Source organism: Rhodococcoides sp. S146-33 (assembly GCF_059489205.1).
On sequence record NZ_JCAJWY010000005.1, the window covers coordinates 20,470 to 43,196 of the forward strand.

At 64.0% G+C, this 22,727-nt stretch carries 25 protein-coding genes and 4 tRNA genes; 24 read left to right on the forward strand and 5 right to left on the reverse strand.

What is annotated here, in order from left to right:
• Window positions 1–59 precede the first annotated feature (59 nt).
• From AC5WEY_RS19715 to htpX, 8 genes are all read left to right on the forward strand, one after another.
• On the forward strand, window positions 60–746 hold the full coding sequence (locus AC5WEY_RS19715) for an HAD family hydrolase (protein WP_495647196.1): 687 nt from the start codon (window positions 60–62) through the stop codon (window positions 744–746).
• Window positions 743–1,756 (forward strand): phosphate/phosphite/phosphonate ABC transporter substrate-binding protein, encoded by a 1,014-nt coding sequence (phnD, locus tag AC5WEY_RS19720; protein WP_495647197.1) that lies wholly within the window; start codon window positions 743–745, stop codon window positions 1,754–1,756. Before AC5WEY_RS19715 ends, phnD begins: the two co-directional genes overlap by 4 nt.
• A gap of 5 nt (window positions 1,757–1,761) precedes the next feature.
• Window positions 1,762–2,550, forward strand: a complete 789-nt coding sequence (phnC, locus tag AC5WEY_RS19725) for a phosphonate ABC transporter ATP-binding protein (protein WP_495647198.1) — start codon at window positions 1,762–1,764, stop codon at window positions 2,548–2,550.
• Window positions 2,547–3,341: a phosphonate ABC transporter, permease protein PhnE gene (phnE, locus tag AC5WEY_RS19730; RefSeq protein WP_243608473.1), complete on the forward strand. Its 795-nt coding sequence runs from the start codon at window positions 2,547–2,549 to the stop codon at window positions 3,339–3,341. Before phnC ends, phnE (AC5WEY_RS19730) begins: the two co-directional genes overlap by 4 nt.
• A complete protein-coding gene (gene phnE / locus AC5WEY_RS19735) occupies window positions 3,338–4,174 on the forward strand; it encodes a phosphonate ABC transporter, permease protein PhnE (protein ID WP_243608472.1) in 837 nt (278 codons plus the stop codon). Before phnE (AC5WEY_RS19730) ends, phnE (AC5WEY_RS19735) begins: the two co-directional genes overlap by 4 nt.
• A gap of 7 nt (window positions 4,175–4,181) precedes the next feature.
• Window positions 4,182–5,039: a MurR/RpiR family transcriptional regulator gene (locus AC5WEY_RS19740; RefSeq protein WP_057475219.1), complete on the forward strand. Its 858-nt coding sequence runs from the start codon at window positions 4,182–4,184 to the stop codon at window positions 5,037–5,039.
• Between the two features lie 126 nt (window positions 5,040–5,165).
• Entirely contained in the window at window positions 5,166–6,185 is a 1,020-nt protein-coding gene (locus AC5WEY_RS19745) for a polyprenyl synthetase family protein (protein ID WP_243608470.1), read from the forward strand.
• A gap of 83 nt (window positions 6,186–6,268) precedes the next feature.
• Window positions 6,269–7,138, forward strand: a complete 870-nt coding sequence (gene htpX, locus AC5WEY_RS19750; protein WP_082520718.1) for a zinc metalloprotease HtpX — start codon at window positions 6,269–6,271, stop codon at window positions 7,136–7,138.
• A 105-nt stretch (window positions 7,139–7,243) separates the two neighbouring features.
• Here the strand turns inward: htpX and AC5WEY_RS19755 are convergent, their stop codons facing one another.
• Window positions 7,244–7,744, reverse strand: a complete 501-nt coding sequence (locus AC5WEY_RS19755) for a YajQ family cyclic di-GMP-binding protein (RefSeq protein WP_057475221.1) — start codon at window positions 7,742–7,744, stop codon at window positions 7,244–7,246.
• Window positions 7,745–7,920: 176 nt separating this feature from the next.
• On the opposite strand from AC5WEY_RS19755, the gene AC5WEY_RS19760 reads away from it, so the two are divergent.
• From AC5WEY_RS19760 to rplA, 11 genes are all read left to right on the forward strand, one after another.
• Window positions 7,921–8,003 (forward strand) — tRNA-Tyr (locus AC5WEY_RS19760).
• A 150-nt stretch (window positions 8,004–8,153) separates the two neighbouring features.
• Window positions 8,154–8,226 (forward strand) — tRNA-Thr (locus AC5WEY_RS19765).
• A 62-nt stretch (window positions 8,227–8,288) separates the two neighbouring features.
• A tRNA-Met gene (locus AC5WEY_RS19770) sits at window positions 8,289–8,361 on the forward strand.
• A gap of 81 nt (window positions 8,362–8,442) precedes the next feature.
• Window positions 8,443–8,610 (forward strand): 50S ribosomal protein L33, encoded by a 168-nt coding sequence (rpmG, locus tag AC5WEY_RS19775; RefSeq protein WP_027498281.1) that lies wholly within the window; start codon window positions 8,443–8,445, stop codon window positions 8,608–8,610.
• Window positions 8,611–8,747: 137 nt separating this feature from the next.
• Window positions 8,748–9,260, forward strand: a complete 513-nt coding sequence (hadA, locus tag AC5WEY_RS19780) for a (3R)-hydroxyacyl-ACP dehydratase subunit HadA (protein ID WP_057475222.1) — start codon at window positions 8,748–8,750, stop codon at window positions 9,258–9,260.
• On the forward strand, window positions 9,247–9,672 hold the full coding sequence (gene hadB, locus AC5WEY_RS19785) for a (3R)-hydroxyacyl-ACP dehydratase subunit HadB (protein ID WP_057475223.1): 426 nt from the start codon (window positions 9,247–9,249) through the stop codon (window positions 9,670–9,672). The genes hadA and hadB overlap by 14 nt, the downstream gene beginning before the upstream one ends.
• A gap of 189 nt (window positions 9,673–9,861) precedes the next feature.
• Window positions 9,862–9,934: transfer RNA gene (locus AC5WEY_RS19790), tRNA-Trp, on the forward strand.
• Window positions 9,935–9,964: 30 nt separating this feature from the next.
• Entirely contained in the window at window positions 9,965–10,435 is a 471-nt protein-coding gene (gene secE / locus AC5WEY_RS19795) for a preprotein translocase subunit SecE (RefSeq protein WP_243608469.1), read from the forward strand.
• A 60-nt stretch (window positions 10,436–10,495) separates the two neighbouring features.
• Window positions 10,496–11,320 carry a transcription termination/antitermination protein NusG gene (nusG, locus tag AC5WEY_RS19800; RefSeq protein WP_027498277.1) on the forward strand — a complete coding sequence of 275 codons (825 nt, stop codon included), beginning with the start codon at window positions 10,496–10,498 and terminating at the stop codon, window positions 11,318–11,320.
• A gap of 64 nt (window positions 11,321–11,384) precedes the next feature.
• On the forward strand, window positions 11,385–11,819 hold the full coding sequence (rplK, locus tag AC5WEY_RS19805) for a 50S ribosomal protein L11 (RefSeq protein WP_008713829.1): 435 nt from the start codon (window positions 11,385–11,387) through the stop codon (window positions 11,817–11,819).
• 89 nt (window positions 11,820–11,908) lie between these two features.
• Window positions 11,909–12,628, forward strand: a complete 720-nt coding sequence (gene rplA, locus AC5WEY_RS19810; protein ID WP_027498276.1) for a 50S ribosomal protein L1 — start codon at window positions 11,909–11,911, stop codon at window positions 12,626–12,628.
• A 70-nt stretch (window positions 12,629–12,698) separates the two neighbouring features.
• Here the strand turns inward: rplA and AC5WEY_RS19815 are convergent, their stop codons facing one another.
• Together AC5WEY_RS19815 and AC5WEY_RS19820 are read right to left on the reverse strand one after the other, a co-directional pair.
• Window positions 12,699–13,610, reverse strand: a complete 912-nt coding sequence (locus AC5WEY_RS19815; protein WP_057475224.1) for an alpha/beta fold hydrolase — start codon at window positions 13,608–13,610, stop codon at window positions 12,699–12,701.
• A 10-nt stretch (window positions 13,611–13,620) separates the two neighbouring features.
• On the reverse strand, window positions 13,621–15,567 hold the full coding sequence (locus AC5WEY_RS19820) for a CocE/NonD family hydrolase (RefSeq protein WP_495647199.1): 1,947 nt from the start codon (window positions 15,565–15,567) through the stop codon (window positions 13,621–13,623).
• A 237-nt stretch (window positions 15,568–15,804) separates the two neighbouring features.
• On the opposite strand from AC5WEY_RS19820, the gene AC5WEY_RS19825 reads away from it, so the two are divergent.
• The 5 genes from AC5WEY_RS19825 to AC5WEY_RS19845 are packed head-to-tail and all read left to right on the forward strand — an operon-like array spanning window position 15,805 to window position 21,376.
• The gene (locus tag AC5WEY_RS19825) at window positions 15,805–17,043 is read left to right on the forward strand and encodes an SDR family oxidoreductase (protein ID WP_057475226.1); all 1,239 of its coding nucleotides are present in this window, start codon (window positions 15,805–15,807) and stop codon (window positions 17,041–17,043) included.
• Window position 17,044: 1 nt separating this feature from the next.
• Entirely contained in the window at window positions 17,045–17,242 is a 198-nt protein-coding gene (locus tag AC5WEY_RS19830) for a hypothetical protein (protein WP_057475227.1), read from the forward strand.
• Window positions 17,242–17,982: a phosphatidylserine decarboxylase gene (locus AC5WEY_RS19835; protein ID WP_495647200.1), complete on the forward strand. Its 741-nt coding sequence runs from the start codon at window positions 17,242–17,244 to the stop codon at window positions 17,980–17,982. Before AC5WEY_RS19830 ends, AC5WEY_RS19835 begins: the two co-directional genes overlap by 1 nt.
• Window positions 17,979–19,139 (forward strand): hypothetical protein, encoded by a 1,161-nt coding sequence (locus AC5WEY_RS19840; RefSeq protein WP_495647201.1) that lies wholly within the window; start codon window positions 17,979–17,981, stop codon window positions 19,137–19,139. The genes AC5WEY_RS19835 and AC5WEY_RS19840 overlap by 4 nt, the downstream gene beginning before the upstream one ends.
• Window positions 19,136–21,376, forward strand: a complete 2,241-nt coding sequence (locus AC5WEY_RS19845) for an MMPL family transporter (protein ID WP_495647202.1) — start codon at window positions 19,136–19,138, stop codon at window positions 21,374–21,376. Before AC5WEY_RS19840 ends, AC5WEY_RS19845 begins: the two co-directional genes overlap by 4 nt.
• On the opposite strand, the gene AC5WEY_RS19850 is transcribed toward AC5WEY_RS19845, so the two are convergent.
• Together AC5WEY_RS19850 and AC5WEY_RS19855 are read right to left on the reverse strand one after the other, a co-directional pair.
• Window positions 21,358–22,095, reverse strand: coding sequence for a hypothetical protein (locus tag AC5WEY_RS19850; protein ID WP_495647203.1), 738 nt, complete (start codon window positions 22,093–22,095; stop codon window positions 21,358–21,360). The two genes, AC5WEY_RS19845 and AC5WEY_RS19850, sit on opposite strands and share 19 nt — an antisense overlap.
• On the reverse strand, window positions 22,092–22,649 hold the full coding sequence (locus AC5WEY_RS19855; RefSeq protein WP_495647204.1) for an RNA polymerase sigma factor: 558 nt from the start codon (window positions 22,647–22,649) through the stop codon (window positions 22,092–22,094). The genes AC5WEY_RS19850 and AC5WEY_RS19855 overlap by 4 nt, the downstream gene beginning before the upstream one ends.
• Window positions 22,650–22,727 lie beyond the last annotated feature (78 nt).

Sequence of the window (22,727 nt, forward strand, 5' to 3'; positions counted from 1 at the left end):
TGTTTCATAGATTCGAAATCTATGGACGGATCGTTCATGGCGGGTCTAGCGTCTCCCACGTGCACCGACCGATCCTCCTTCTCGACTTCGACGGCACCGTCTGCCTCGGAGACGACCCAGTGTGGGCGTACGCCGACGCTGTTGCCGACTCTCTCGACGCGGTCTCTGCCGACACGCTGCGCGCCGGGTTGACGGCTTTCTTGGAAACCGGAGCGGGTGAGTACGTGGACGGCTACTCCGCCGTTCAGCAGCTGTCGGTGGGCGTCGATGCTGCCGCCCTCGCCGCTGCGTACGCACACTCCCGTGAACGCCTGGCGACGGGAGAGCTCGAAGTATGGGCTCCCGCCGGCCTCGAGGACTTCCTCGGTCGTGTCTCGGCCGAGGTGGTCCTGGCCACCAATGCCCCACAGCGTGGCGTGGTGGAAACCCTCGAGCGTCTCGGCCTGATCGGGCGCATGGACCGTGTGTTCACCGACGCAGGTAAGCCCGAGAAGATGCCCGAGCTGGTGGAGTCGCTACTGGACACGCTGTCACCGCATGAACTGGCCAGCGTCGGCGACATCTGGCGCAACGATCTCGACGCCGCGCATCGTCGCGGTGCCGTCACCGCCTACATCGACCGTCACGGTCATCCTCGGCCCGAGGCGACATTCTGCGCCTCGACGTTTCCGGTCATGTACGACGCACTCCTCGAATGGTCCACCGATCCAGCAGCATTCGCACTCACTAACGAAGGACAGTCATGAGAATTCGTACACCCTTGCTCGCGGTGGTAGCCACCGGACTGCTCACCGCCTCGTTGGCCGGATGCGGTGCCCGCGACGAGTCCACCACCGAGTCCTCGGCTGCGTCGCCCTGCACCGGGTCCAGTGCTGCAGATGCGGCCGACCCGTCCGAGCTGACGCTGGCCCTCGTTCCCTCGGGTGACGCGAACAAGCTCGTCGAGACCGTCAAGCCGTTGCAGGACGCGCTGACCGAGCGCCTCGACATCCCCGTCCGCGGCGTCATCACCCAGGACTACCAGGCAGCGGTAGAGGCCATCGGTGCGAACCAGGCGCAGATCGGCATGCTGCCGCCGCTGCAGATGGTGCAGGCCTGCAACAAGTACGGCGCCGAGCCGGCTCTGCAGACCGTCCGTAAGGGCAAGACCACGTACGCGGCGCAGTTCTACACCAACAACCCCGACAAGTACTGCGACGACGCTCCCGTCACCGGAGCCAACGGCTTGCTGTACTGCAACGGCACCGAAGGTGGCACGGGCCCAGCAGGACTCGACTCGCTGGGCAAGATGAAGGACGCCAAAACCGTGATGCTGCAATCCGCGTCGTCGGCCGGATTCGTCTTCCCCTCCGCCGCCCTGAAGGCTGCGGGCATCGACTCGACCACCGACCTCGACCTGACGCAGGTCACCTCGCACCCGGCGGCAGTGCTGTCGGTGAACAATGGCGACGACGAGGTGGGTGTGTCGTTCTGGGACGCCCGCGAGACCGTCGTGAAGGACACCCCCGATGTGGCGAAGAATCTGGTGGTCTTCGCGCTGACCAACGAGATCCCCAACGACGGTGTCTCGATCAGCAGTTCGCTCAGCCCTGATCTGCAGCAGCGCATCTCGGACGCGATGGAGGATTACGCGTCCACCCCCGAGGGTGTCGAGGCCCTGACGGCGATCTATCAGATCACCGGGCTCGACAAGGCCGATCCCGCCGCGCTGCAGCAGGCGCAGACCGAGGCGGACTCCATCGGCCTGGGGAACTGACTCGGATGAGCGGCGACAGCATCGCATTCGACAACGTCTCGGTCACCTATGCGGGCGGCCATACCGCGCTCGACGGCGTGACGCTGGAGATTCCAGCGGGCCAGATGGTTGCCGTCGTCGGATTGTCGGGCGCAGGGAAGTCCACACTGATTCGCACCATCAACGGCCTCGTTCCGGTCACCTCCGGCACCGTGACGGTCGGTGATCGCGCCGTGAACAACCTCAGCAGCAAGGGGTTACGGGATCTGCGCGGCGACATCGGAATGATCTTTCAGGGCTTCAACCTCGCCAAGCGCACCAGCGTGTTGAACAACGTGATGATGGGACGACTGCACAGCTCGCCGATGTGGCGAACGCTGCTCGGTGCGTGGTCGGCCGAGGACACCGAGCTGGGAATGCAGGCCCTCGAACGTGTCGAGATCGTCGGCAAGGCCTACGAGAAGGCGTCGTCGCTCTCCGGTGGTCAGCAGCAGCGGGTCGCCATCGCGCGAGCATTGGCGCAAGGGCCGCGGGTGATCCTCGCGGACGAACCGGTGGCCTCGCTCGATCCGCCGACCTCGCACGTCGTCATGCGGGATCTGCAACGCATCAACGCCGATCTCGGCATCACGGTCGTCGTCAATCTGCACTTTCTCGATCTGGCCAGACGCTACGGCGACCGGCTGATCGGGCTGCGGGACGGGAAGGTCGTGTTCGACGGCCATGGCCGCGATGCCGACGAATCGGTGTTCGAGAGTATCTATGGACGCTCGCTCACCGCCGAGGACGTCCTGGAAGCCAAGGCAGAGCTGTGATCACTCCGCTCGCAACCAGGCCGGCGAAACCGCGTTCGGCCTGGAAAACCGTTGTTGTCCTTGCCGTCATCGCCGTCATCACGATCTGGGCCGGGATCGGCATCGGTGTCGACCTGGGCGACATCATCGACAACTGGGGCAATGCGACCGGCAAGCTCGTTCAGCTGATGCAACCCGACTACTGGTTTTTCCCCGAGACCGTCGATGCGATCCTCGAGACGCTGCAGATGGCTGTCATCGCGACGGCGATCGGAGCCGCGATCTCCCTCCCGCTCAGTTTTGCGGCCTCGCATGTCACCAACCCGAATCGACCGTTGCTGATGGCCGTGCGCGGAATCATGAATGTCGTACGCGCAGTGCCGGATCTGCTGTACGCGGCGGTGTTGGTCGCGGTGGTCGGCACCGGAGCGCTGTCGGGAATTCTGGCGCTGATCCTGTTCAACGTCGGCATCATCGTCAAGCTCGTCTCCGAGGCACTGGACTCCGTCGATCGTGGTCCGCAGGAAGCGGCCCTCGCTGCCGGCGGCACCTGGATCGCGGCCGATCGGAGTGCTGTTGCGCCGCAGATCTTTCCGGCGTTCGTCTCGCAGAGTCTCTACACGTTGGAGCTGAACGTCCGCGCCTCGGCGGTCATCGGGCTCGTCGGTGCAGGAGGCCTCGGCATGCTCATCGACAACGTCCGCACCTTCTACAAGTATCACCAACTCAGCCTCATCATCCTCGAGATTCTCGTCATCGTCCTGGTGCTGGAACTGATCTCGTCCTGGGCCCGTCGAAAGTTGGTCGGATGAGCGTCATCGACCGCACCGCACGCGTCACCCCGGCTCGGCCGCGGAAACCGCGCAACCCCCTGCGCACCGCGGTGTGGGCCGGCATCGTCGCACTGTTCGCACTGTCGTTGTACGGCATCGAGATTCGCTGGGACAGGCTGCTGGAGCTACCGCAGAACCTGGTGCGCTACGCAGGGCTGATGTTCGTGCCGCCCGACGTCTCCGCGCTGGGCAAGGCCGTCTCGGCCACCATCGAATCGGTGCAGATGGCGTGGTTCGGAACGGTGCTCGGCATCATCGTGTCGTTTCCGCTCAGCTTCCTCGCGGCCGCGAACATCGGGCCGCTCTGGCTGCGGTGGCCGCTGCGTGTGGTGTTCGCCGTCATCAGGGCGGTGCCCGAGGTCGTCATCGCGATTCTCATCCTGTCGGTCACCGGGCTCACCGCGTTCACCGGAGCGCTCGCCATCGCCATCGGCTCGGTGGGCACCCTCGGCAAATGGGGATACGAGGCCATCGAAGGTGCCGAGAAGGGGCCGATCGAAGCGGCCCGGGCCGCTGGAGGTTCTACGGCGCAGATCGTGCGGTGGGGACTGTGGACCGACGTCGCCCCCGAGGTGTTCGCGTTCTGGCTCTATCGCTTCGAGATCAACGTTCGGGCGTCGGCCATCCTGGGTCTGATCGGTGCAGGCGGTATCGGCAGCATGCTGGTCGACAACGTGCAGTACCGGCAGTGGGGTGCGGTGGGCATGCTGCTGATCGTCGTCGTGGTCATCACCGTGATCATCGATCAGATCTCCGGGCGGGTGCGTCGCCGCATCATCGACGGACACTGGGGCCGGCACAGAACGATATGAGCAAGATATGAGCATGGATCTCGCGCCGGGTGGAGTCGTCCCGCACATCAGATCGATCATTCCCTCGTTGCTGCCGGCCGAGCGGGCCGTCGCCGAAGTCTTTCTCGAACGTCCCGCCGACATCGTCGAGATGTCCTCGCAGCAGGTGGCCGATGCAGCAGGCGCATCGCGGGCGTCGGTGGTCCGCACCTGCCAGAGTCTCGGCTTCGGCGGGTATCAGCAACTCCGGGTGCTGCTCGCGCGCGACGCGGCGCGCGCCCTGCCCACCCAGGAACGTTCGGCTGACGGCCCGTTCGCGATCGTCACCGAGACCTTCGCCCACGTCGGAGAGTCCATCGCGGCGATGACGGCTCTACTCACCACCGAGGACGTCACGCGCGCCGTGTCCACCCTCGCCGGTGCCGAGTCGATCGTGGTCATCGGAAACGGGCTCTCGGCTGCGCTGGCCGCCGATACCGATTCCCGGATGCGGTCGCTGGGTCTGCGCTCGCACGCACCCACCGACTCCATTGCCCAACAGGTTGCCGTTCGGCTTCTCACCGACCGTGACGTCGCCCTGATCATCAGTGGATCGGGCGCGACGAGCGCGTCGACCAAGGCCGCGCAGGCCGCTCGGGAGCGCGGGGCCACCGTGGTGTCGGTGACGTCGTTCGCTCGCTCGACTCTCGCGGCCGCGTCGGACATAGCCCTGGTGGTGGGCATGCGAGATCTCAGTTTCCAGCGTGAACTCGCCGTCACCAGCCGGATTCCGCACGTGATCCTGCTCGAGGGACTGATGGCGGCGCTGACCGACGCATTGGGGGACAGGGCGTCGGCGGCGATGGCCGCGACCCTCGAAGTCATTTCCGGCAACCTGGGTGAGTGAAGCGTCACCTGTGGTCGGTGACACCGTCGCACCTGTGTGCACGCTAGGTTCACTACGGTAGAAGGCGAGCAGTGGCGCAATTGCTGCTCCCGCCGGCATGTCGACGACAGGACAGGGACCAACATCGTGAGTACAGACGACGCTGCCGTAGCAACGGTCGTTGCCGGAGTCGACCTGGGTGACCCGGAGCTCGCGCGATCCGTCGCCGACGGCCTCGCACGCGTCGAAGAGCTGATGATCAGCGAACTCTCCGATGGAGAAGAGTTCCTGACCGAGGCCGCGCTGCACCTGGCCAAGGCCGGCGGAAAACGCTTCCGGCCCCTGTTCACGGTGCTCACCGGCCAGCTCGGGCCGTCGCCGACCGATCCTGCGATCGTCACCGCCGCCACGGTCGTCGAACTGGTTCACCTCGCCACGCTCTATCACGACGACGTCATGGACGAGGCGTCGATGCGCCGAGGTGCGGAGAGCGCGAACTCACGCTGGGGCAACAGTGTGGCGATTCTCGCGGGCGACTACCTGTTCGCGCACGCGTCGAGGCTGGTGTCCACCCTCGGTCCCGACGCCGTTCGGATCATCGCCGAGACGTTCGCCGAGCTGGTCACCGGTCAGATGCGCGAGACGATCGGAGCGAAGGGCACCGAGGATCCCGTCGCGCACTATCTGAAGGTCGTGTGGGAGAAGACCGGATCGCTGATTGCGTCGTGCGGACGCTTCGGCGGAACGTTCAGTGGCGGCGACGCCGAGCACGTGGGACGCCTGGAGCGCCTCGGTGACGCCGTCGGCACCGCGTTCCAGATCTCCGACGACATCATCGACATCTCCTCGGCCACCGAGCAGTCCGGCAAGACCCCCGGCACCGACCTTCGTGAGGGTGTCCATACTCTGCCGGTGCTGTTCGCGCTCCGCGAAGAAGGTGCCGACGGCGATCGGCTGCGCGAGATCCTGGCCGGCCCGGTCACCGAGGACGCCCTGGTCACCGAGGCCCTCGAGCTGTTGCAGCGCTCGCCGGGAATGGTCTCGGCCAAGAAGACGCTCGGCGAATTCGCAGCTCGGGCTCATGCAGAGCTCGCGCAGCTGCCGCAGGGACCGGCCAACGATGCGCTCGGACGGTTGGTGAACTACACCGTCGAACGCGTCGGCTAGCGACCCTCCAGGCGGGAACTGCAGGTCCTGGTGTTTTCGTTGAATCGGGTAGGAACACCCGGTACGAGGAGGCACCAGCCACAGTGAACAGTTACGCGAACGGCGCGAAGACTTTCGGCCTGCTGGTCGGGATGTCCGCACTCATCGTCTTCATCGGCTCGTTGTTCGGTAATTCGATGATTCTGATCGGGTCCGTCGTCCTGGCCGTGGGCGTGAACGGCTATGCGTATTTCAACAGCGCAAAGATGGCCTTGCGGTCGATGCATGCCGTGCCGGTGACCGAGCTCGAGCAGCCGGCGATGTATCGCATCGTGCGCGAGTTGGCTACGGCCGCTCATCAGCCGATGCCCGCGCTGTACGTGAGCCCCACCAACAATCCCAACGCTTTCGCCACCGGGCGAAACCCACGCAACGCAGCCGTGTGCTGCACCGAGGGCATTCTGCGAATCCTCGATGAGCGGGAACTGCGCGCGGTGCTCGGCCACGAGCTGTCGCACGTCTACAACCGCGACATCCTGATCTCGTCGGTTGCGGGTGCGATGGCGTCGGTCATCTCGGGTCTGGCCAACCTGGCGTTCTTCGCCAATGTCTTCGGCGGACGCGGCAACGGGGGACCGAACCCGCTCGCGCTGCTGCTGGTGTCGATGCTGGGACCCATTGCGGCCAGCCTGGTTCGCCTCGCGGTCTCCCGCTCGCGTGAGTACCAAGCCGACCAGTCCGGGGCCGAGCTGACCGGCGATCCATTGGCGCTGGCGTCGGCGCTCCGCAAGCTCGAGCAGGGAGTGCAGCTGGCACCGCTGCCACCGGAGCCGCGGCTGGCGGCAGAGTCACATCTGATGATCGCCAATCCGTTCCGGCTCGGCGACAAGGCGGGTGCGCTCTTCGCCACCCACCCGCCGATGGCCGACCGAATCGAGCGACTCGAACGGATGGCCGGCCATCGGCCTTACTGACGGGAGCCTGCGGCATGTGAACGGAAATTCGACCCCTGCTACGAAGTTGTACTCACGTGCGGCGCAGGAGTGGAGCCTGCGGAACGACCCAGGTGAGGAGCCGCTCTACCGGTAGTTGACGAACTGCAGTGCGATTCCGAAGTCCTCGCTCTTGAGCAACTGTTGGATCGCCTGGAGGTCGTCGCGCTTCTTGCTGCTCACGCGCAGCTCGTCGCCCTGGATCTGCGCTTTGACGCCCTTGGGACCGTCGTCGCGGATCTTCTTCGAGATCTTCTTGGCGTTCTCGGTGCTGATGCCCTGGACGAGCTTGCCGGTGACCTTGTAGACCTTGCCCGACGCGGCAGGGTCGTTGGTCTCGAACGCCTTGAGCGAGACGTCGCGTCGAATCAGCTTTTCTTTGAACACGTCCAGGGCCGCTTTGACCTTCTCCTCGGATTCGGACGTGATGACGATGGTCTCCGCCTCGCCGCTACCGGACCATTCGATGCTGGTGTCGGATCCGCGGAAGTCGAAGCGGGTCGCCAGCTCCTTCGCGGCCTGTCCCAGAGCGTTGTCCACTTCCTGGCGGTCGACTTTGCTCACTACGTCGAAGGACGAATCAGCCACTTCTCACACTCTCCAGTCGAATCGAAATATTTGATGTGGCGATGGTGTCGGACCACATCCTGCAGGGACTTTATCGGCCCGCTACCGACCGTATCCACCCGGTTTGCGTTCCGGGGGGACGTTCGTTGTATTCTTCTCACCGCGCCGAAGAGCAGTACGAGCTTCGATCGCAGCACGGCAGATTGCCCGAGCGGCCAATGGGAGCGGACTGTAAATCCGTCGGCTTATGCCTACGTAGGTTCGAATCCTACATCTGCCACACCTGGAACCCCGGCGAGTGTTTCTCTCGCTGGGGTTTCCATGTGAAGAGGACATGCATGGGTCGCTGACCACGTAATTTGGTACTGGGCGCTCGGAATGTGTAACCTCTTGGAGGCTTCAGCGCACGGCATGCACGTGAACTGATCCCGCCCCCTTAGCTCAGTCGGTAGAGCGTTTCCATGGTAAGGAAAAGGTCAACGGTTCGATTCCGTTAGGGGGCTCGCTGGATTGGATTGCTCGACGTCGAGTTCCTCACGTGGGATGGTAGACGATGAGCACCTGAGGCGGTGTAGCTCAGTTGGTAGAGCAAACGACTCATAATCGTTGCGTCGCCGGTTCAAGTCCGGTCACCGCTACACAGTAGGCAAGCACGACCAGTAGCACCCATGAACAGTCCTGATTGACCCAGATCAGATTTACCCGAAAGTAGGCGTCCAGTGGCCTCCTCCACCGATGTGCGGCCCAAGATCACCTTGGCCTGCGAGGTTTGCAAGCACCGCAACTACATCACCAAGAAGAACCGTCGGAACGACCCCGACCGCATCGAGCTGAAGAAGTTCTGCTCCAACTGCGGAACGCACCGGGCTCACCGCGAATCTCGCTAGACTGCACGGCTCGCTGGTTCGCAGTTCCGATCTTTAGTCGGCGCCCGGCGTTAGGTCGCATTTTCTCCCCCTAACGGCTCTTGCGTCCAGGGAAGAAAAGGTTTTCCGTGTCACAAGCTCCACACGATGTCCCGACCATGGATGCATCCGCACACGCGGCGTCCATGGTCGGTTCTCATTTCCGCGTCGACGACTTCTACGAGGTCGGCCGCGAGAAGGTTCGTGAATACGCGCGTGCCGTCCAGGATTTTCATCCCGCGCATCACGACGAGGACGCAGCGAAGGGCCTCGGTTACGACGGTCTCCTCGCGCCCTTGACCTTTATTTCCCTGCTCGGGATCAGTGCGCAGACCCGGATGCTGCAAGAGGTCATCACCGGTTACGACCCGAGCCAGATTCTGCAGACCGACCAACGACTGGAATTCCATCGCCCGATTCAGGTCGGCGATCGAATCTTCTGCGACGTGTACCTCGAGTCCTTCCGGCAGATGAGCGGCAGCGACATCATGACCACGAAGAACATCATCACCGACCAGAACGGCGATCTCGTACAGACCACGTGGACGACCATCGTGGCGCGTACCGGCGGGGAGATCGACGAGAACATCGCGCATGCGGTCAAGGAAGTGATCAGGCATGGCGCTTCGTAGTTTCGACGACGTGTCCGTCGGCGAGGAGCTGCCCGAGCGAGTCGTGTCCTTGACCCGCGGCGACCTGGTGAACTACGCAGGTGTGTCCGGCGATCCCAACCCGATCCACTGGAGTGACGAGGTTGTCGCGCTGGCCGGATTGGACAACGTGATCGCGCACGGCATGCTGACGATGGGCCTCGGTGCCGGCTTCGTCACGTCATGGCTCGGCGATCCGGGTGCGGTCACCGAGTACAACGTGCGCTTCACCAGCTCGGTGTTCGTCCCGGCGGATTCGGCGGCGCAGGTCGAGTTCACCGGCAAGATCAAGACGATGGACGCCGAGGAGCGAACTGCCGTGATTGCCATCGTGGCGAAGTTCGAGGGCAAGAAGATTTTCGGGCGAGCTACCGCAACGGTACGTTTGGCCTGAGCATGTCGATCCGGCAGAAGCAGTTCGTGGCCGGGACGACGGGATTTATCTGTTCCGAAGAGTGTGCAGTACACTGAGATTTCTGGGGTAATCCGGCGCTCTGCGCTGCCCGCGTCCTCTTTCCGAGGTGACGTGGGTTCGTGCGTGTGAGTCGGATCGACACCAGAGCGGCCGAGAAGTTTCGGCCGAAGGGGCGTAGCTCAATTGGTAGAGCAACGGTCTCCAAAACCGTAGGTTGCAGGTTCAAGTCCTGTCGCCCCTGCCCAAGGTGTCAGCAACTGAGAGGAACGACGTGAGCGAGGAGCGCGGTAAGCGCGACGGTCGATCGGGGGAGTTCGAGGACTCTTCGGCCCCAGACGACGTCGTACCTGGCTCCGAGGGCCGTCTCTCCGATGCTGATACTTCTGCCGGTGGATCTTCTGCGGAGGCTGTCGTACCCACCGGTAAGCGATCGTCGAGCAGGTCACGCAGCACCGGTGCTGCCTCGGTGTCGATGACGAAGACTGCGAGCGCGTCCACGAAAGCCACGTCCGGCAAGGGACGTTCGGGCAAGGCCAAAGCAGACAAGCGGCCCAACGTTTTTCTGCGGCTGCTGCAGTTCTTCCGCGAGGTTGTTGCCGAACTGCGCAAGGTCATCTGGCCGAACAAGAAGCAGATGGTCACCTACACCACCGTCGTGCTCGTCTTCCTGACGTTCATGGTCGCGTACATCAGCGGTCTCGACGTGTTGTTCATCAAGGGCGTCGGCTGGCTGTTCGGCTGACCGAGACGGCCGACTTTTCGACGATCGAACCGAGCAGGAAACTAGAGAAAGGGTGCTGACGTGAGCACGCCGCACAACGACGCCACCGAAGTGGCCGCATTCGACGCCGATGTCGAGGCGACCAAGCAGGGCCTCGAAGCGGAGCAGGCCGCTCAGGACCGCGAGACCGACGAAGCAATCAAGGCCGACGTGGCCGCTGCCGCCGGGGACGACGTTGCCGCCGAAGGCGACGAGGCCGCTGACGCCGACGTCACGGCAGAGCCCGAGGATCCCGTCGCCGAGATGAAGGCGGCTCTGCGTCGCGCTCCCGGCGACTGGTACGTCATCCACTCGTACGCCGGATACGAGAACAAGGTCAAGGCCAACCTCGAGACCCGTGTGCAGAACCTCGACGTCGGCGACTACATCTTCCAGGTGGAAGTTCCCACCGAAGAGGTCACCGAGATCAAGAACGGCCAGCGCAAGCAGGTCAACCGCAAGGTTCTGCCCGGCTACATCCTGGTCCGCATGGAACTCAACGACGAGTCCTGGGGCGCGGTGCGCAACACCCCCGGCGTCACCGGATTCGTCGGTGCGACGTCGCGTCCGTCACCGTTGACCATCAACGAGGTCGTCAAGTTCCTCATGCCGCAGGAAGGCGCCAAGAAGGATGCGAAAGCGACCGCAGGCGCAAGCGACCAGAGCGGCGACACCACGTCGAAGCCGACCATCGAGGTCGACTTCGAGGTCGGCGAGTCGGTCACCGTCATGGACGGCCCGTTCGCGACTCTCCCCGCCAGCATCAGCGAGGTCAACGCAGAGCAGCAGAAGCTCAAGGTGTTGGTATCGATCTTCGGCCGTGAAACCCCGGTCGAGCTCGGCTTCACCCAGGTCTCCAAGATCTAGAAGCCGCGCGCACAGACTTGCAGTAGCAACCGCAAGAAACCCGAGCGAATACAAGGAAAAAGAAATGCCCCCGAAGAAGAAGAAGCTAGCCGGGATCATCAAGCTTCAGATCCAGGCCGGTGCCGCCAACCCGGCACCGCCCGTCGGCCCCGCATTGGGCCAGCACGGCGTCAACATCATGGAGTTCTGCAAGGCGTACAACGCCGCGACCGAGTCGCAGCGCGGCAACGTCGTGCCGGTCGAGATCTCGGTCTACGAAGACCGCACGTTCGACTTCAAGCTCAAGACTCCTCCCGCTGCCAAGCTGCTGCTCAAGGCTGCAGGCGTGGCAAAGGGCTCCGGCGAGCCGCACAAGACCAAGGTCGCCAAGGTGACCATGGATCAGGTGCGCGAGATCGCCAAGACCAAGCAGGAAGACCTCAACGCCAACGACATCGATCAGGCCGCGAAGATCATCGCCGGCACTGCTCGCTCGATGGGCATCACGGTCGAAGGCTGATTACCAGCTCTCTGCAGTAACCGAAGTACACGTGGGAGAGCCGGCCAGGCTCGTCAACCACACTGAACTCGAACGAAGGACAGCAAGACATGGCAAAGCGCAGCAAGGCCTACCTCGAGCAGGCCGCAAAGATCGACCAGGACAACCTCTACTCGCCTCTCGAAGCCGCCAAGTTGGCCAAGGAGACCGCGTCGAGCAAGTTCGACCCCACCGTCGAGGTTGCAGTACGACTCGGCGTTGATCCCCGCAAGGCGGATCAGATGGTGCGCGGCACCGTCAACCTTCCCCACGGCACCGGCAAGACCGCTCGGGTTATTGTTTTCGCCGCTGGTGAGAAGGCTGCAGAGGCCGAGGCAGCAGGAGCCGACGTCGTCGGAGCAGAAGATCTGATCGAGCGGATCCAGGGCGGATTCCTGGACTTCGACGCCGCGATCGCCACCCCCGATCAGATGGCCAAGGTCGGCCGCATCGCCCGTGTCCTCGGACCGCGTGGCCTGATGCCGAACCCGAAGACGGGCACGGTCACCAACGACGTGACCAAGGCCGTCAACGACATCAAGGGCGGCAAGATCAACTTCCGCGTCGACAAGCAGGCCAACCTGCACTTCGTCATCGGTAAGGCCTCGTTCGACGAGACCAAGCTGGTGGAGAACTACGGCGCAGCGCTGGACGAGATCCTGCGTGCGAAGCCGTCGTCGGCCAAGGGTCGTTACGTCAAGAAGGTCACCGTCTCGACCACCACCGGACCCGGCGTCCAGGTCGATCCGAACCGTACGCGCAACCTCCTCGAGGACGACGCGAACGCGTAATTTCGTATCTGCGAACGAAGGCCGGTCTCCCCAGGGAGGCCGGCCTTCGTCGTAGGGTCCTGCCGAGGATCTAGGCCGCGTTCGCGCGAGCGAAGTTGGCCAGGACGATACCGCTGATGCGGTCGAGCAACGCCGCGGGCAGGTCGTGGGCCATGCCGTCGATCAGCGTCAGCTCGGCTCCGGGAACGGCGCGGGCGATGGCCTTGCCGCACGAGGGTCGGACCAGTCTGTCGGCGGTCCCGTGAATGACGGTGGTCGGCGCCGTGATCTTCTTCGCGTACGGCCGCAGGCTGCCGGTGCCGGTGATCGCAGCCATCTGCCGCACGACGCCCGAGGGGTTGTAGTTCCGCTCGTACATCACCTGCGCAATCTCCAGTTGTTCCTCGAGCGGAGTGCGGAAGCCGGGAGAGCCGATGGTGGACAACGTCTTTGCCGAATGAGCGATGATCTCCTCTTTCGTGGCGTCCTTCCCGACGCCACCGAGCAGGGGCAGCAGGGCGCGTGGGTCCGGCGGAGGCAGGAACGGCTCGTTGGTGCTCGAGAAGAGAATGCCCACCGATTCGGTTCGTTCGGGGTAACTACCGGCGAAGACCTGAGTGATCATGCCGCCCATCGATGCACCGACGACGTGCACGGTATCGATGCCGAGGTGATCGAGTACTCCTACGGCGTCGGCGGCCATGTCGACGATCGTGTAGGGCACGTCGGAAGACATCCCGAGCTCGTGTCGGATCATCCGGAGGATCTGGGATCCCCGCACCTTCTGCCCGGTCATCTTCGTGGACAATCCGATGTCGCGGTTGTCGATGCGGATCACTCGGTATCCCGCATCGACGAGGCGGGTACAGAAATCCATGGGCCACAACGTCAATTGCGCGGACAGGCCCATGATCAGCAGGACCGCAGGGTCATCGACCGAACCCATGTCCTCGTACGCGATCTCGACGGAGTTCGCCGGCGCGATGCCTTGTTCGATTCTCATGGTGTCGTTCCTACCAGCCCGGCTCACCGAGTATGGGCACCACCAGGTAGCTCGGGCTTTCCGGGTCGATGCTGATGTCCTGTTTGCGTAGTCGAGTGCGCAGTAGGTCCGGCAAGATCGGGATGAACCGTGGTGTGTCGGTGGCGAATACGTCGACCCGGAGTCGGTGGCCAGTGGCGATGACGGCCTCGGTGGTGAGAATGTCGATATCGAGAACGATGGGTTCGCCGATGGGTACCGGAAGCAGCGCCGCTTCGGTGAGCGGGTGGTAGGGCCGGGTGTAGTCGCCGTTCGGCGCGAACAAGGAACGTTCGTCGTCCACGGCTCGACGCGAGGCCAGAAGAGCGCCGTTGCTGAGCACCGTCGAGGTCCCGTCGGGAGCGACGTCGCAGATCATGATGGCCCACAACGCTTCCCGTGCGTGGCAGATCACCCGAAGATGCAGATTCATCGGACCGGACAGGACGGCGTCCGACTCGGCAGCATCGGTGGTGAAGGTGACTGCGGCGCCCTCGGCGAATCGGTTGTCGTAGGTGAATCCACCACCGAACACGGCCGTCACCCCGGCCAGCACCTGCGTGGTGTCACGCGAGACGACGGCCCGCAACGAGGGCCGCACCGTCAGGACGTCGCGGGCTGTGGCAGGTTCGGTGGTGAGGCTGCCGTCGGCGACGGCATGGGCCGCGGTGCCCGAGGACGCTGCCGACAGGTACAGCCTTCGTGGCTGGGCCCGAGGTGCCGGAAAGCGGCCGTGCGCAGTCCAATTCCCGCCCTGTTGCCGCAGTGTGACGGGACCGTAGTTCTCTATTCCGTTGTCGACGTCGCGCAGCCACTTGTCGAACCAGGCCCGCTCGAGTACGTCGAGGCGCGGTGGAAATCCTGGTTCGCCGAATCCGATACCGGGGTTGCCGTGGTAGCCGTCGCCGACGAGCAACTGCTTCGATCCACGTTCGAGGGGGAGCCGGTTGTAGATGTCGGGAGCGGATCCGCCGAAGATGTCGTGCCAGCACCCGTACAGAAAGGTCGGTACCGCGATGTCCTCGATGACGGCGTCGATGGTGTCGTAGTACTCGTCGTCGTAGATTCGCGGATCTCGGCCTGTGACAAAGCCTTTGGCCAGATCGAGCAAATTGGTGGCGGGGGATCGCACGCGATCTCGGAGCCAGGTGAACGTATCGACTCCGCCGACGGCCGGTGCCCACTTCAACCCGTTGACGGCGGCGAGCCACAGCGGGATGAACGCCGATGTCGCGCCTCCGGTCGCGAAGATTTCGCGGACGATGTCCACCGAGCCCTCGACGGCGAAGATGGCGTCGAGCCCGGCGGGTTGCTTGGCCGCGGCCTGCAGCGAATTGATCGCGGAATACGAAATTCCGGCCATTCCCACCCTGCCGTTGCACCAGTACTGGCGTCGGGCCCACTCGATTACCTCGAGCGAATCGAGTTGTTCCCTGGGTCCCAGCACATCCCAGGTGCCCGAGGAACTACCGGTGCCGCGGACGTCGACGATCATCTGTACGTACCCACTGCGCACGAGGTGACGGTTCACCGAGAAAAGGTCCGCCGCCCCGCCTGCCACCACTCGGGTGATTTCGGTGATGCCGTCGAATGCCGTTCCGGTGAGATCGAACGCGGCCGAGAAGGCTCTGACAGCACGGCCGAGAACCGGCGTTTCGAGGATCGTGTCGATCCCCTTGATGAGCAGTTTGTTGTAGGGCGTGAGATTGAGGACGGTGGGAAAACTGCCCTCCACCGCGTGACCCGCTGCGTCCGCGGGGCGGATGACGTACGCGCGCAGCGCCGTGCCGTCGCTCATCGGGATACGAACGTTCGCCGAGACGGAGACCCTCGGAAAGCGCGGTTGTTCGCGCACGATTTCCGCCCACGCCGCTGCTGCGTCGCCGCCGCTGGGATCGCGTACGGGTTGCAGGAGGGGGTGGGGCGCCGTGGCAGTCATGAAGGTCGATTAGACCTTCGAACGACCCCGTTTGTCCTGCGGAACGCGGATCGGTCGTAATCTGCTCCAATAAATCTTGCGGTCTGCTGTGTTTGTTTGGGAACCTTCTCAACAAAAGTTGAGCGAGGCTATGGGGGGTACCAGACTTTTCTGGACAGCGAGTCGTGAGCCCGGGGGATTGCTACCTTCTGGCGGTCCGAAGTGACATGGGACACCGATCGTTGCAGGGGAGCGGGAATGCACGTAGAAGCACTGTTCGGAGATGGTTCGTTGCGTCCGGTCTGGCCGCACGCGGATGCACTGATCACCAATGAATGCCCGGGGCTTCGCTTCGGCGGGAAGTACGCGGACGTCGTTGCCTTGAGCAACGGCGATCCAACGGCGCTGCGGCCTTTCATCGACGAGGAAACCCGCCGCCGGGTCGCCGCGATGGCACCCGCGCGTACCGACACCGCGCTGGTGTTCGGTGCCAACGGCTTTCTCGGTGCTCACCTGATCGGTCGACTGACCCGCGATGCGGCAGTCGACGTCGTCTACGCGATGGTGCGCCCCACCGAGGAGGAATCGGCTCTCGAGCGTCTTCAGCGCACCTTCGACCAGTACGAGATCGCGGTGGATGCCGACAAGATTCGCATCGTCGAGGGCACACCCACGAAGTTCCGGTTCGGTCTCGACAAGGCTGCCTACTTCGATCTTGCTGCCGGAGTGGGGCAGATCTTCAATTGCGCCAGCTCGACCGATTACACCGAGAGCTATGCCGATCTGCGCGACGACTGGTTCGTGAGCGTCCTGCGCATTCTCGAATTCAGCATCACCTCCACGCGTAAGCACCTCACCTACGTCGGCAGCATCGGAGCTCACCTCTACCAGAAGCCCGAGGATTTCCGCCGCCCGGATTCGTGGTGGTACTCCGGCTACGCGCAGATGAAGTGGGTCAACGCAACGCTTCTCGGGTGGCTCTCGATGTCGGACACCTACTCCGTCACCCTGTGCGAGGCCCCCTACATTCTCGGAAGTACCGAACTCGGCCGTGATCCAGGACGGGTGTACAGCTTCTGGCGCATCATCGAACTGGCCATCGCCGCCGGTGCCATCTGGGACGGCCCGGGAATGAACTACGTTCCGGTGGACGTGATGTGCGACGTCATGGCCGGCAATGCGCTGCGCAGCCACCCGTTGACGCGGCTCTTGCCGAGCAACCCCACCGGTTACGGCCACGACCTCTACGCCGAGCTGCTCGGACTCGATCTGGTGAGCTGGGACGAATTCAAAGAGCGCGTCAGTTCACGCATCTCGCCTCGATTTGCCGAGACGATGCTGGCCGACAACATCGATCAGCTGATGCGCCTGGTGCACAAGCCCGAGGCCATTCTGCCTGTCGACCATGACATCTCGTGGTGCGATCACCGTCGACTCTTCGAGCTCTACTTCGAGAAGGCGCAGCTCAAGACGCTCACGCCCGCCGTCGCTCACTGACGTGGCGGACGAATTCGAGCCGACGTCGGTACGTCTGCGCGATGTGTCGATGCACCGCGAGGTGACCAATGGCGTTCTCTCGCTCGGCTTCTACCTCGTCTGCGGGTTGATCGGACTCCTGCCCGGCGCGGCGAGAACGAGGGCGGCCGACGCATTCGTCGGCTGGTCGGAGAGCATCGACGAACAGCGGCACGCCTGATGTCTCTGGCACGGTGGGGCGTCGGTGCCGCTGCCGCGACGGCAGCTCCGTTCGCGCTGTTCGTCTACTGGCGAACCCGGTTCTTCTTTCGCGATCCGCATCGCGTACCGCCCGCCGATCCGCGGGCGGTACTGGCTCCTGCGGACGGCTTCGTCACGTACGTCAAACGAGTGGAGGCAGGCAGTACCGCGTTCGCAGTCAAGAAGGGGCGAACCATTGCCCTCGACGAGATCGCCGGCGTCGCCGCAGCCGACAGCGGGTACCTCATCGGTATCTACATGTCCGAATACTCGGTACACCGCAATCGAATTCCGATCTCGGGCATCGTCAGGATGCGCCGACACCGATCTGCGGCACCGTTCAACAAGTCGATGGCCCGGGTCGGGGCCAATCTGTTGACGCGGCGAACTCCGTACGACGTGGGCTGCGACTACCTGCTCACCAACGAACGACTCACCGTGTCGATCGAGCACGCGTGCGGAGCCGTGGTGACGGTGACGCAGATAGCCGACCTGTGGGTCAATCGCATCGTTGCGCACATCGCGGTGGGCGACGTCGTCGAACGCGGAGAGCAGTACGGGATGATCCGTTTCGGTTCTCAATGTGACGTGTTCGTCCCCGACGCGCTGGTCGAGAGCATCTCCATCCGGCCGGGGCAGTACGTGTTCGCGGGGGAGACGGTCGTAGCTCGCTCGCCGATATCTGTGTCCGACACACCATCTCGTGAGAAGGAACGATGATCACCGTCGAACAAGTCGTGTCCGGAAAAGACTGGAATGAATTCCAGGCCGTCACCGATCTGGTGTACCGGGACGATCCGCACCGATTGCCGGACGAGCCGATGGATCTCGATCGCATCCTGATCTCCCCGCCGGCCGCCATCGCGTCGACGCGGGATACGTGTGCGTTCGTCGCCCGTGAGAACGGCATCGCCGTCGGCCGGATCGTGGCCATCCACGACACCGGTTTCACCGACTACACCGGTGAGTCGATCGGATTCTTCGGGTTCTACGAGGCGATCGACGACCACGAGATCGCGGCGGGTCTGCTCGATGCCGCCGCGGCCTGGTTGGCGACGCGCGGGCTGGCGACCATGTCCGGGCCGTTCGGGCCGTCGATGTTCTACAGCGCGGGCATCGTCGTCGACGAAGTACCCGTTCTGCCACTGGTGGGAATGCCGCACAACCCGCTGTACTACGCCGCCCACTTCGAGAAGTGGGGCCTGGTGGGCATCAAGGACTTCTACAGCTACCTGTTCGACGATCCGTGCGTCATCTACAACCGTCCCGAATACGCCCGGCACATGCAGATTTTCGAGAAGATCAAAGCGCGGTCCGAGGTCACGTTCCGGTCGATGAAGTATCGGACGGTACGTCGCGACGCGCGCATAGTGCAGGACCTCTACAACAAGACGTTCGTGAACTTCTGGGGTTACTCGCCGCTGTCGTTCGTCGAGCTGTTCGAGCTGTTGAAGATGATGTTGCCCGTCCTCGACCGCCGCCTCACCCTTTTGGCGGAATTGAACGGCAAGCCCGTCGGATTCCTGATGGGCATACCGGACGTCAACCAGGCCGCGGCCAAGGCGGCACACCTGAAGTCCAGGTGGCTGCGAGACCTCGTGACGCTCTGGCACGTCAAACGGCCCGGTCGAACCGACGTGATCGACGGCGTTCGCGTCGACATGTTGTTCGTCGATCCCGAGTGCCCCGATCGAGCGGTGTCGTCGCTGCTCATCATGGAGATGTCGGTGCGGATGCGCGATCTCGGATTCACCAGGGTCGAGGCCGCTCCGGTACTCGACGACAGTCCCTGGATGAAAGGGTCGGTGCTCACGCGCATGGAGCAATCACCGCACCGCACCTACCGAATCTTCAGCCGCGAGCTTCCGCAGACATGACCGGGGTGGCAGTGCTGGAATCCCCTCGACGACGGCGCAGCATCGGTGATCGTTGGGGCCGAACGGTCGCGCGTCATCGCTGGGCGGTGCTGGCCGTCTGGCTGGTGCTGGCCGTGGGGTCTGCGATCCTGTATCCCGCGCTGCAGAACTCCTTGGTGGGAGCCAACTTCTCCGTTCCGGGAACCGAGTCCAGCCGCGCCGACCAACTCCTCGAACAGCACTTCGCGTCCTTCGGTTCCGAACAGCTCGTCGTCACGTTCACCTCGGATGCGGTCGACAGCCGGACCCCCGCCTTTCGCGAACGGGTGGGGGAGGTCGTCTCCTCGCTGAGGCAGTCACCGGACGTAGTGCGTGTGGTCGATCCCTACGAGAGCGCCGGATTCGTCCCGACGATCTCCGCGGACGGAACGTCGGCGCTGGCGTTCGTCGGCGTGGGCGGAGACCCGCGTGATCGCATTGCCGTGGCCGAGCGGATCCAGGAGCTGATCGACGGTGCATCCCGCGACGGCATCGAGGTCGCGGTCACCGGCTATTCCCCGATGACGGTGGACCTGACGAAGGTCGAATCCGACGACGCCGTGCGCGCCGAAAGCATCGGACTGCCGATCGCGTTGGTGTTGCTGATCCTGGCCCTGGGTTCGGTGGTCGCCGGCATCGTTCCGCTCGTCACCACCGGAATCGGAGTGCTGGCCGCTTTCGGTGTGTTCGCTCTCCTGTCCAACGTCATGACCTTCGACGTGCTGGTGACGACGGTGGCGTCGATGTTCGGGCTCGGTCTCGGGATCGACTACGCACTGTTCATCGTCAGCCGATTCCGCGAGGAGATGAACCGGGCCGTTCCGGGCGAGCCCGGGGGCCGTGCCCGAACGGAGGCGGCCGTCGGTGCTGCGATGGGAACGGCCGGGCATACGATCGTCATCTCCGGCTTGGTGGTGCTCATTGCTCTCGGTGCGTTGGCCATAGTCGATGTCCCTGCGGTGCAGAGCATTTCGTTCGTCGTCGCCATGACGGTGGCGTGTGTCGTCATCGTGGCGTGGACCTTGTTGCCCGCCATCCTCGCCGTGCTCGGTTCGAGAATCTCCGGACTTTCACTCCCACAGCGCTTCCAACCACCATCGGTGGGTGAACACGCCGCAGCCGTCCCCACATGGTGGTCGCGGTGGGCTCGCCACGTCATCGAACGGCCCTGGCGCTACACCGCCGTCACCGCGGCAATCCTGTTCGCCTGCCTCGCACCGATCGGTTCCATCCAGTACGGCGTCGATCTCGGAGCCGACGCGCTGAGTGCCGAACCCAGCGGTAGAGCGAACGCGGTCCTGACGGACAAGTTCGCTCCCGGCACCATCTCGCCGATCACCGTGGTGTTCACCGGCGAGGACGACCGCCCTCTCGACCCAGTCCAGACGGCAACGGTCGCGTCCTTCGCCGACGACGTTCGCGCCGATGGTCGGGTCGAGTACGCACTGGCCCAGCAGGACGACGGTCGGACGCTGTTGATCGTGGTCCCGTCGGTGCCGATCGATTCGACCGACGCCTCCGACCTGGTCACGTCGATCAGATCGCAAGCGCTGGTGGCGGGGGAACGTGACGGGACGAATGTCTCGGTCGGTGGGACCACCGCGCTGGTGGTCGACGCCTCTCGGGAGATCTCGAGCAAATTCCTCTGGGTCGTCGCCGCAGTCCTGGCCTTCTCCCTGGTGTACCTGGGCATCGTCTTCCGAAGCGTGGTGATTCCGGTGAAGGCAGTGGCCATGAACGTACTGGTGACCGGTGCCGCGTTGGGAGCCACGGTGGCGGTGTTCCAGTGGGGTTGGGGTTCGTCGCTCCTCGGATTCGAGAGCCCGGGCTACATCCAGGTCTATCTGCCGGTCACCGTCTTCGCGGTCGTCTTCGGGCTCTCGATGGACTACGAGGTGTTCCTGATCGGCCGCATGCGAGAAGTGTTCGTGCGCAACGACGGAACCGACACGGGAGACGCCAACGACACCGCAATCGTCGACGGGCTGGAACACACCGCCAGGCCGATCACCGCGGCAGCAGCGATCATGATCGCGGTGTTCGCGAGCTTCCTCACCGCCGACGTACTCGAGCTGCAACAGTTCGGCTTCGCGCTCGCTGTCGCTGTGCTGTTCGACGCCGTGTTGGTCCGGATGATGATGGTGCCCGCGATGATGAAGCTGTTCGGCGCGCGAAACTGGTGGCCGGGTTCGCGGGATCGTCAGGTGGTCGGCAACTGAGCCGACGCCAGCACGGAGCCGTCGGAACTACGGATCTCGATCTCGGTGACGTCGCCGCGAAGAACGGCTGCGTTCATGCGGCATTCGATGGTGACGTCGCTTCCGAGGAACGTGCCGGACGGGAGTTCGGTGCCCGACCGATCGACGAGAACAACCTCGTACGGGCCCCGCTCGGATATGCCGTCCATGTCGAGGAAGGTCTCCGTGCCCCAGGTATGGGCAACGAGACCGCCCTCGATGTCCACGTTCGGCCTGCTCGTGGTGAAGGCGACCTGCTCGTAGGCACCGAGGGTTCCCGGAGGGCCGGTGATCGCGGCCGCCGGCTCCTCGGGTTTCGCTCGAAAGGCGTCGACGCCGAGTACGACGCCACCGCCGACCACCAGCCCCACTACTGCGGCCGCAGCCATCAGGCCGGCAGACCTGCGCCGCCCGCCGAATCGCTGCGCGTCGCTTCCTCGATCACGCGGTGGCCACACCGAGTCGCCCGTCGTACCCAGAACTCGCTCGCGCAGATCGGGTGACGCCGAAAGTTCGAGCCACGGTGCGGCCGGACCGCGAGAACCGACGGTCTCGGTCAGCGCACGCAGTTCGGCGATGTCGATGTCGACGGTGGGATCGAACGCTGCGAGCTCGCGTAGTTCGGCGGTCTCGGCGTCGTCGAGGTCGTCGGCGACAGCACCGGCGATCAGTTCGGCTCGGCGATCGTCTTGGGCGTTCATGCTTCCTCCTGTCCGTCGAGATGGTCTCGGAGCGCCCTCAATGCGTAGAAGGCGCGGGTGCGCAGTGTTCGGACGGCCACTCCCGTCGACTCGGACAGCTCCGCATAGGTCGTTCCGGCCAGATGCACGGCCACGACGACTTGCCGGTGATCGGGAGAAAGCAGTGCGAGCGCGGCGATGATGCGCAGCCGCTCGTCGACGTCGGGACTGGTGTCTCGCGAGATCGCGACCGACCGACGGTCGACGTCCTCGATCCGTTCCGACGCCGGCATCGGCATTCTGGTGAGCGACCGTTGCACGTCGACGATGACGTTGCGTTCGATGGCAAACAACCACGTTCGCAGCGATCCACGTCCGGGCTCGAAGCGGGAACGCGCCCGCCACGCGCGCAGGAACGTTTCCTGAACACAATCCTCGGCGAGCGTCCGGTCGCGCAGAGCGTTGACGGCGAAACCGAGCATGGCCGACGCGTGCTCGTCGTACGCGGCAGCGACGTCGAAGTCCAGTTCGATCACGCTCCCGATGCTCATGACAGTGATTACGTCGACGGACACCCGGGCGTTCATTTCCGGGACTGGAATATTTCTTTACCGACCTTTGAACATCGTGGCATCAGCGGTCGTACCCCTCTG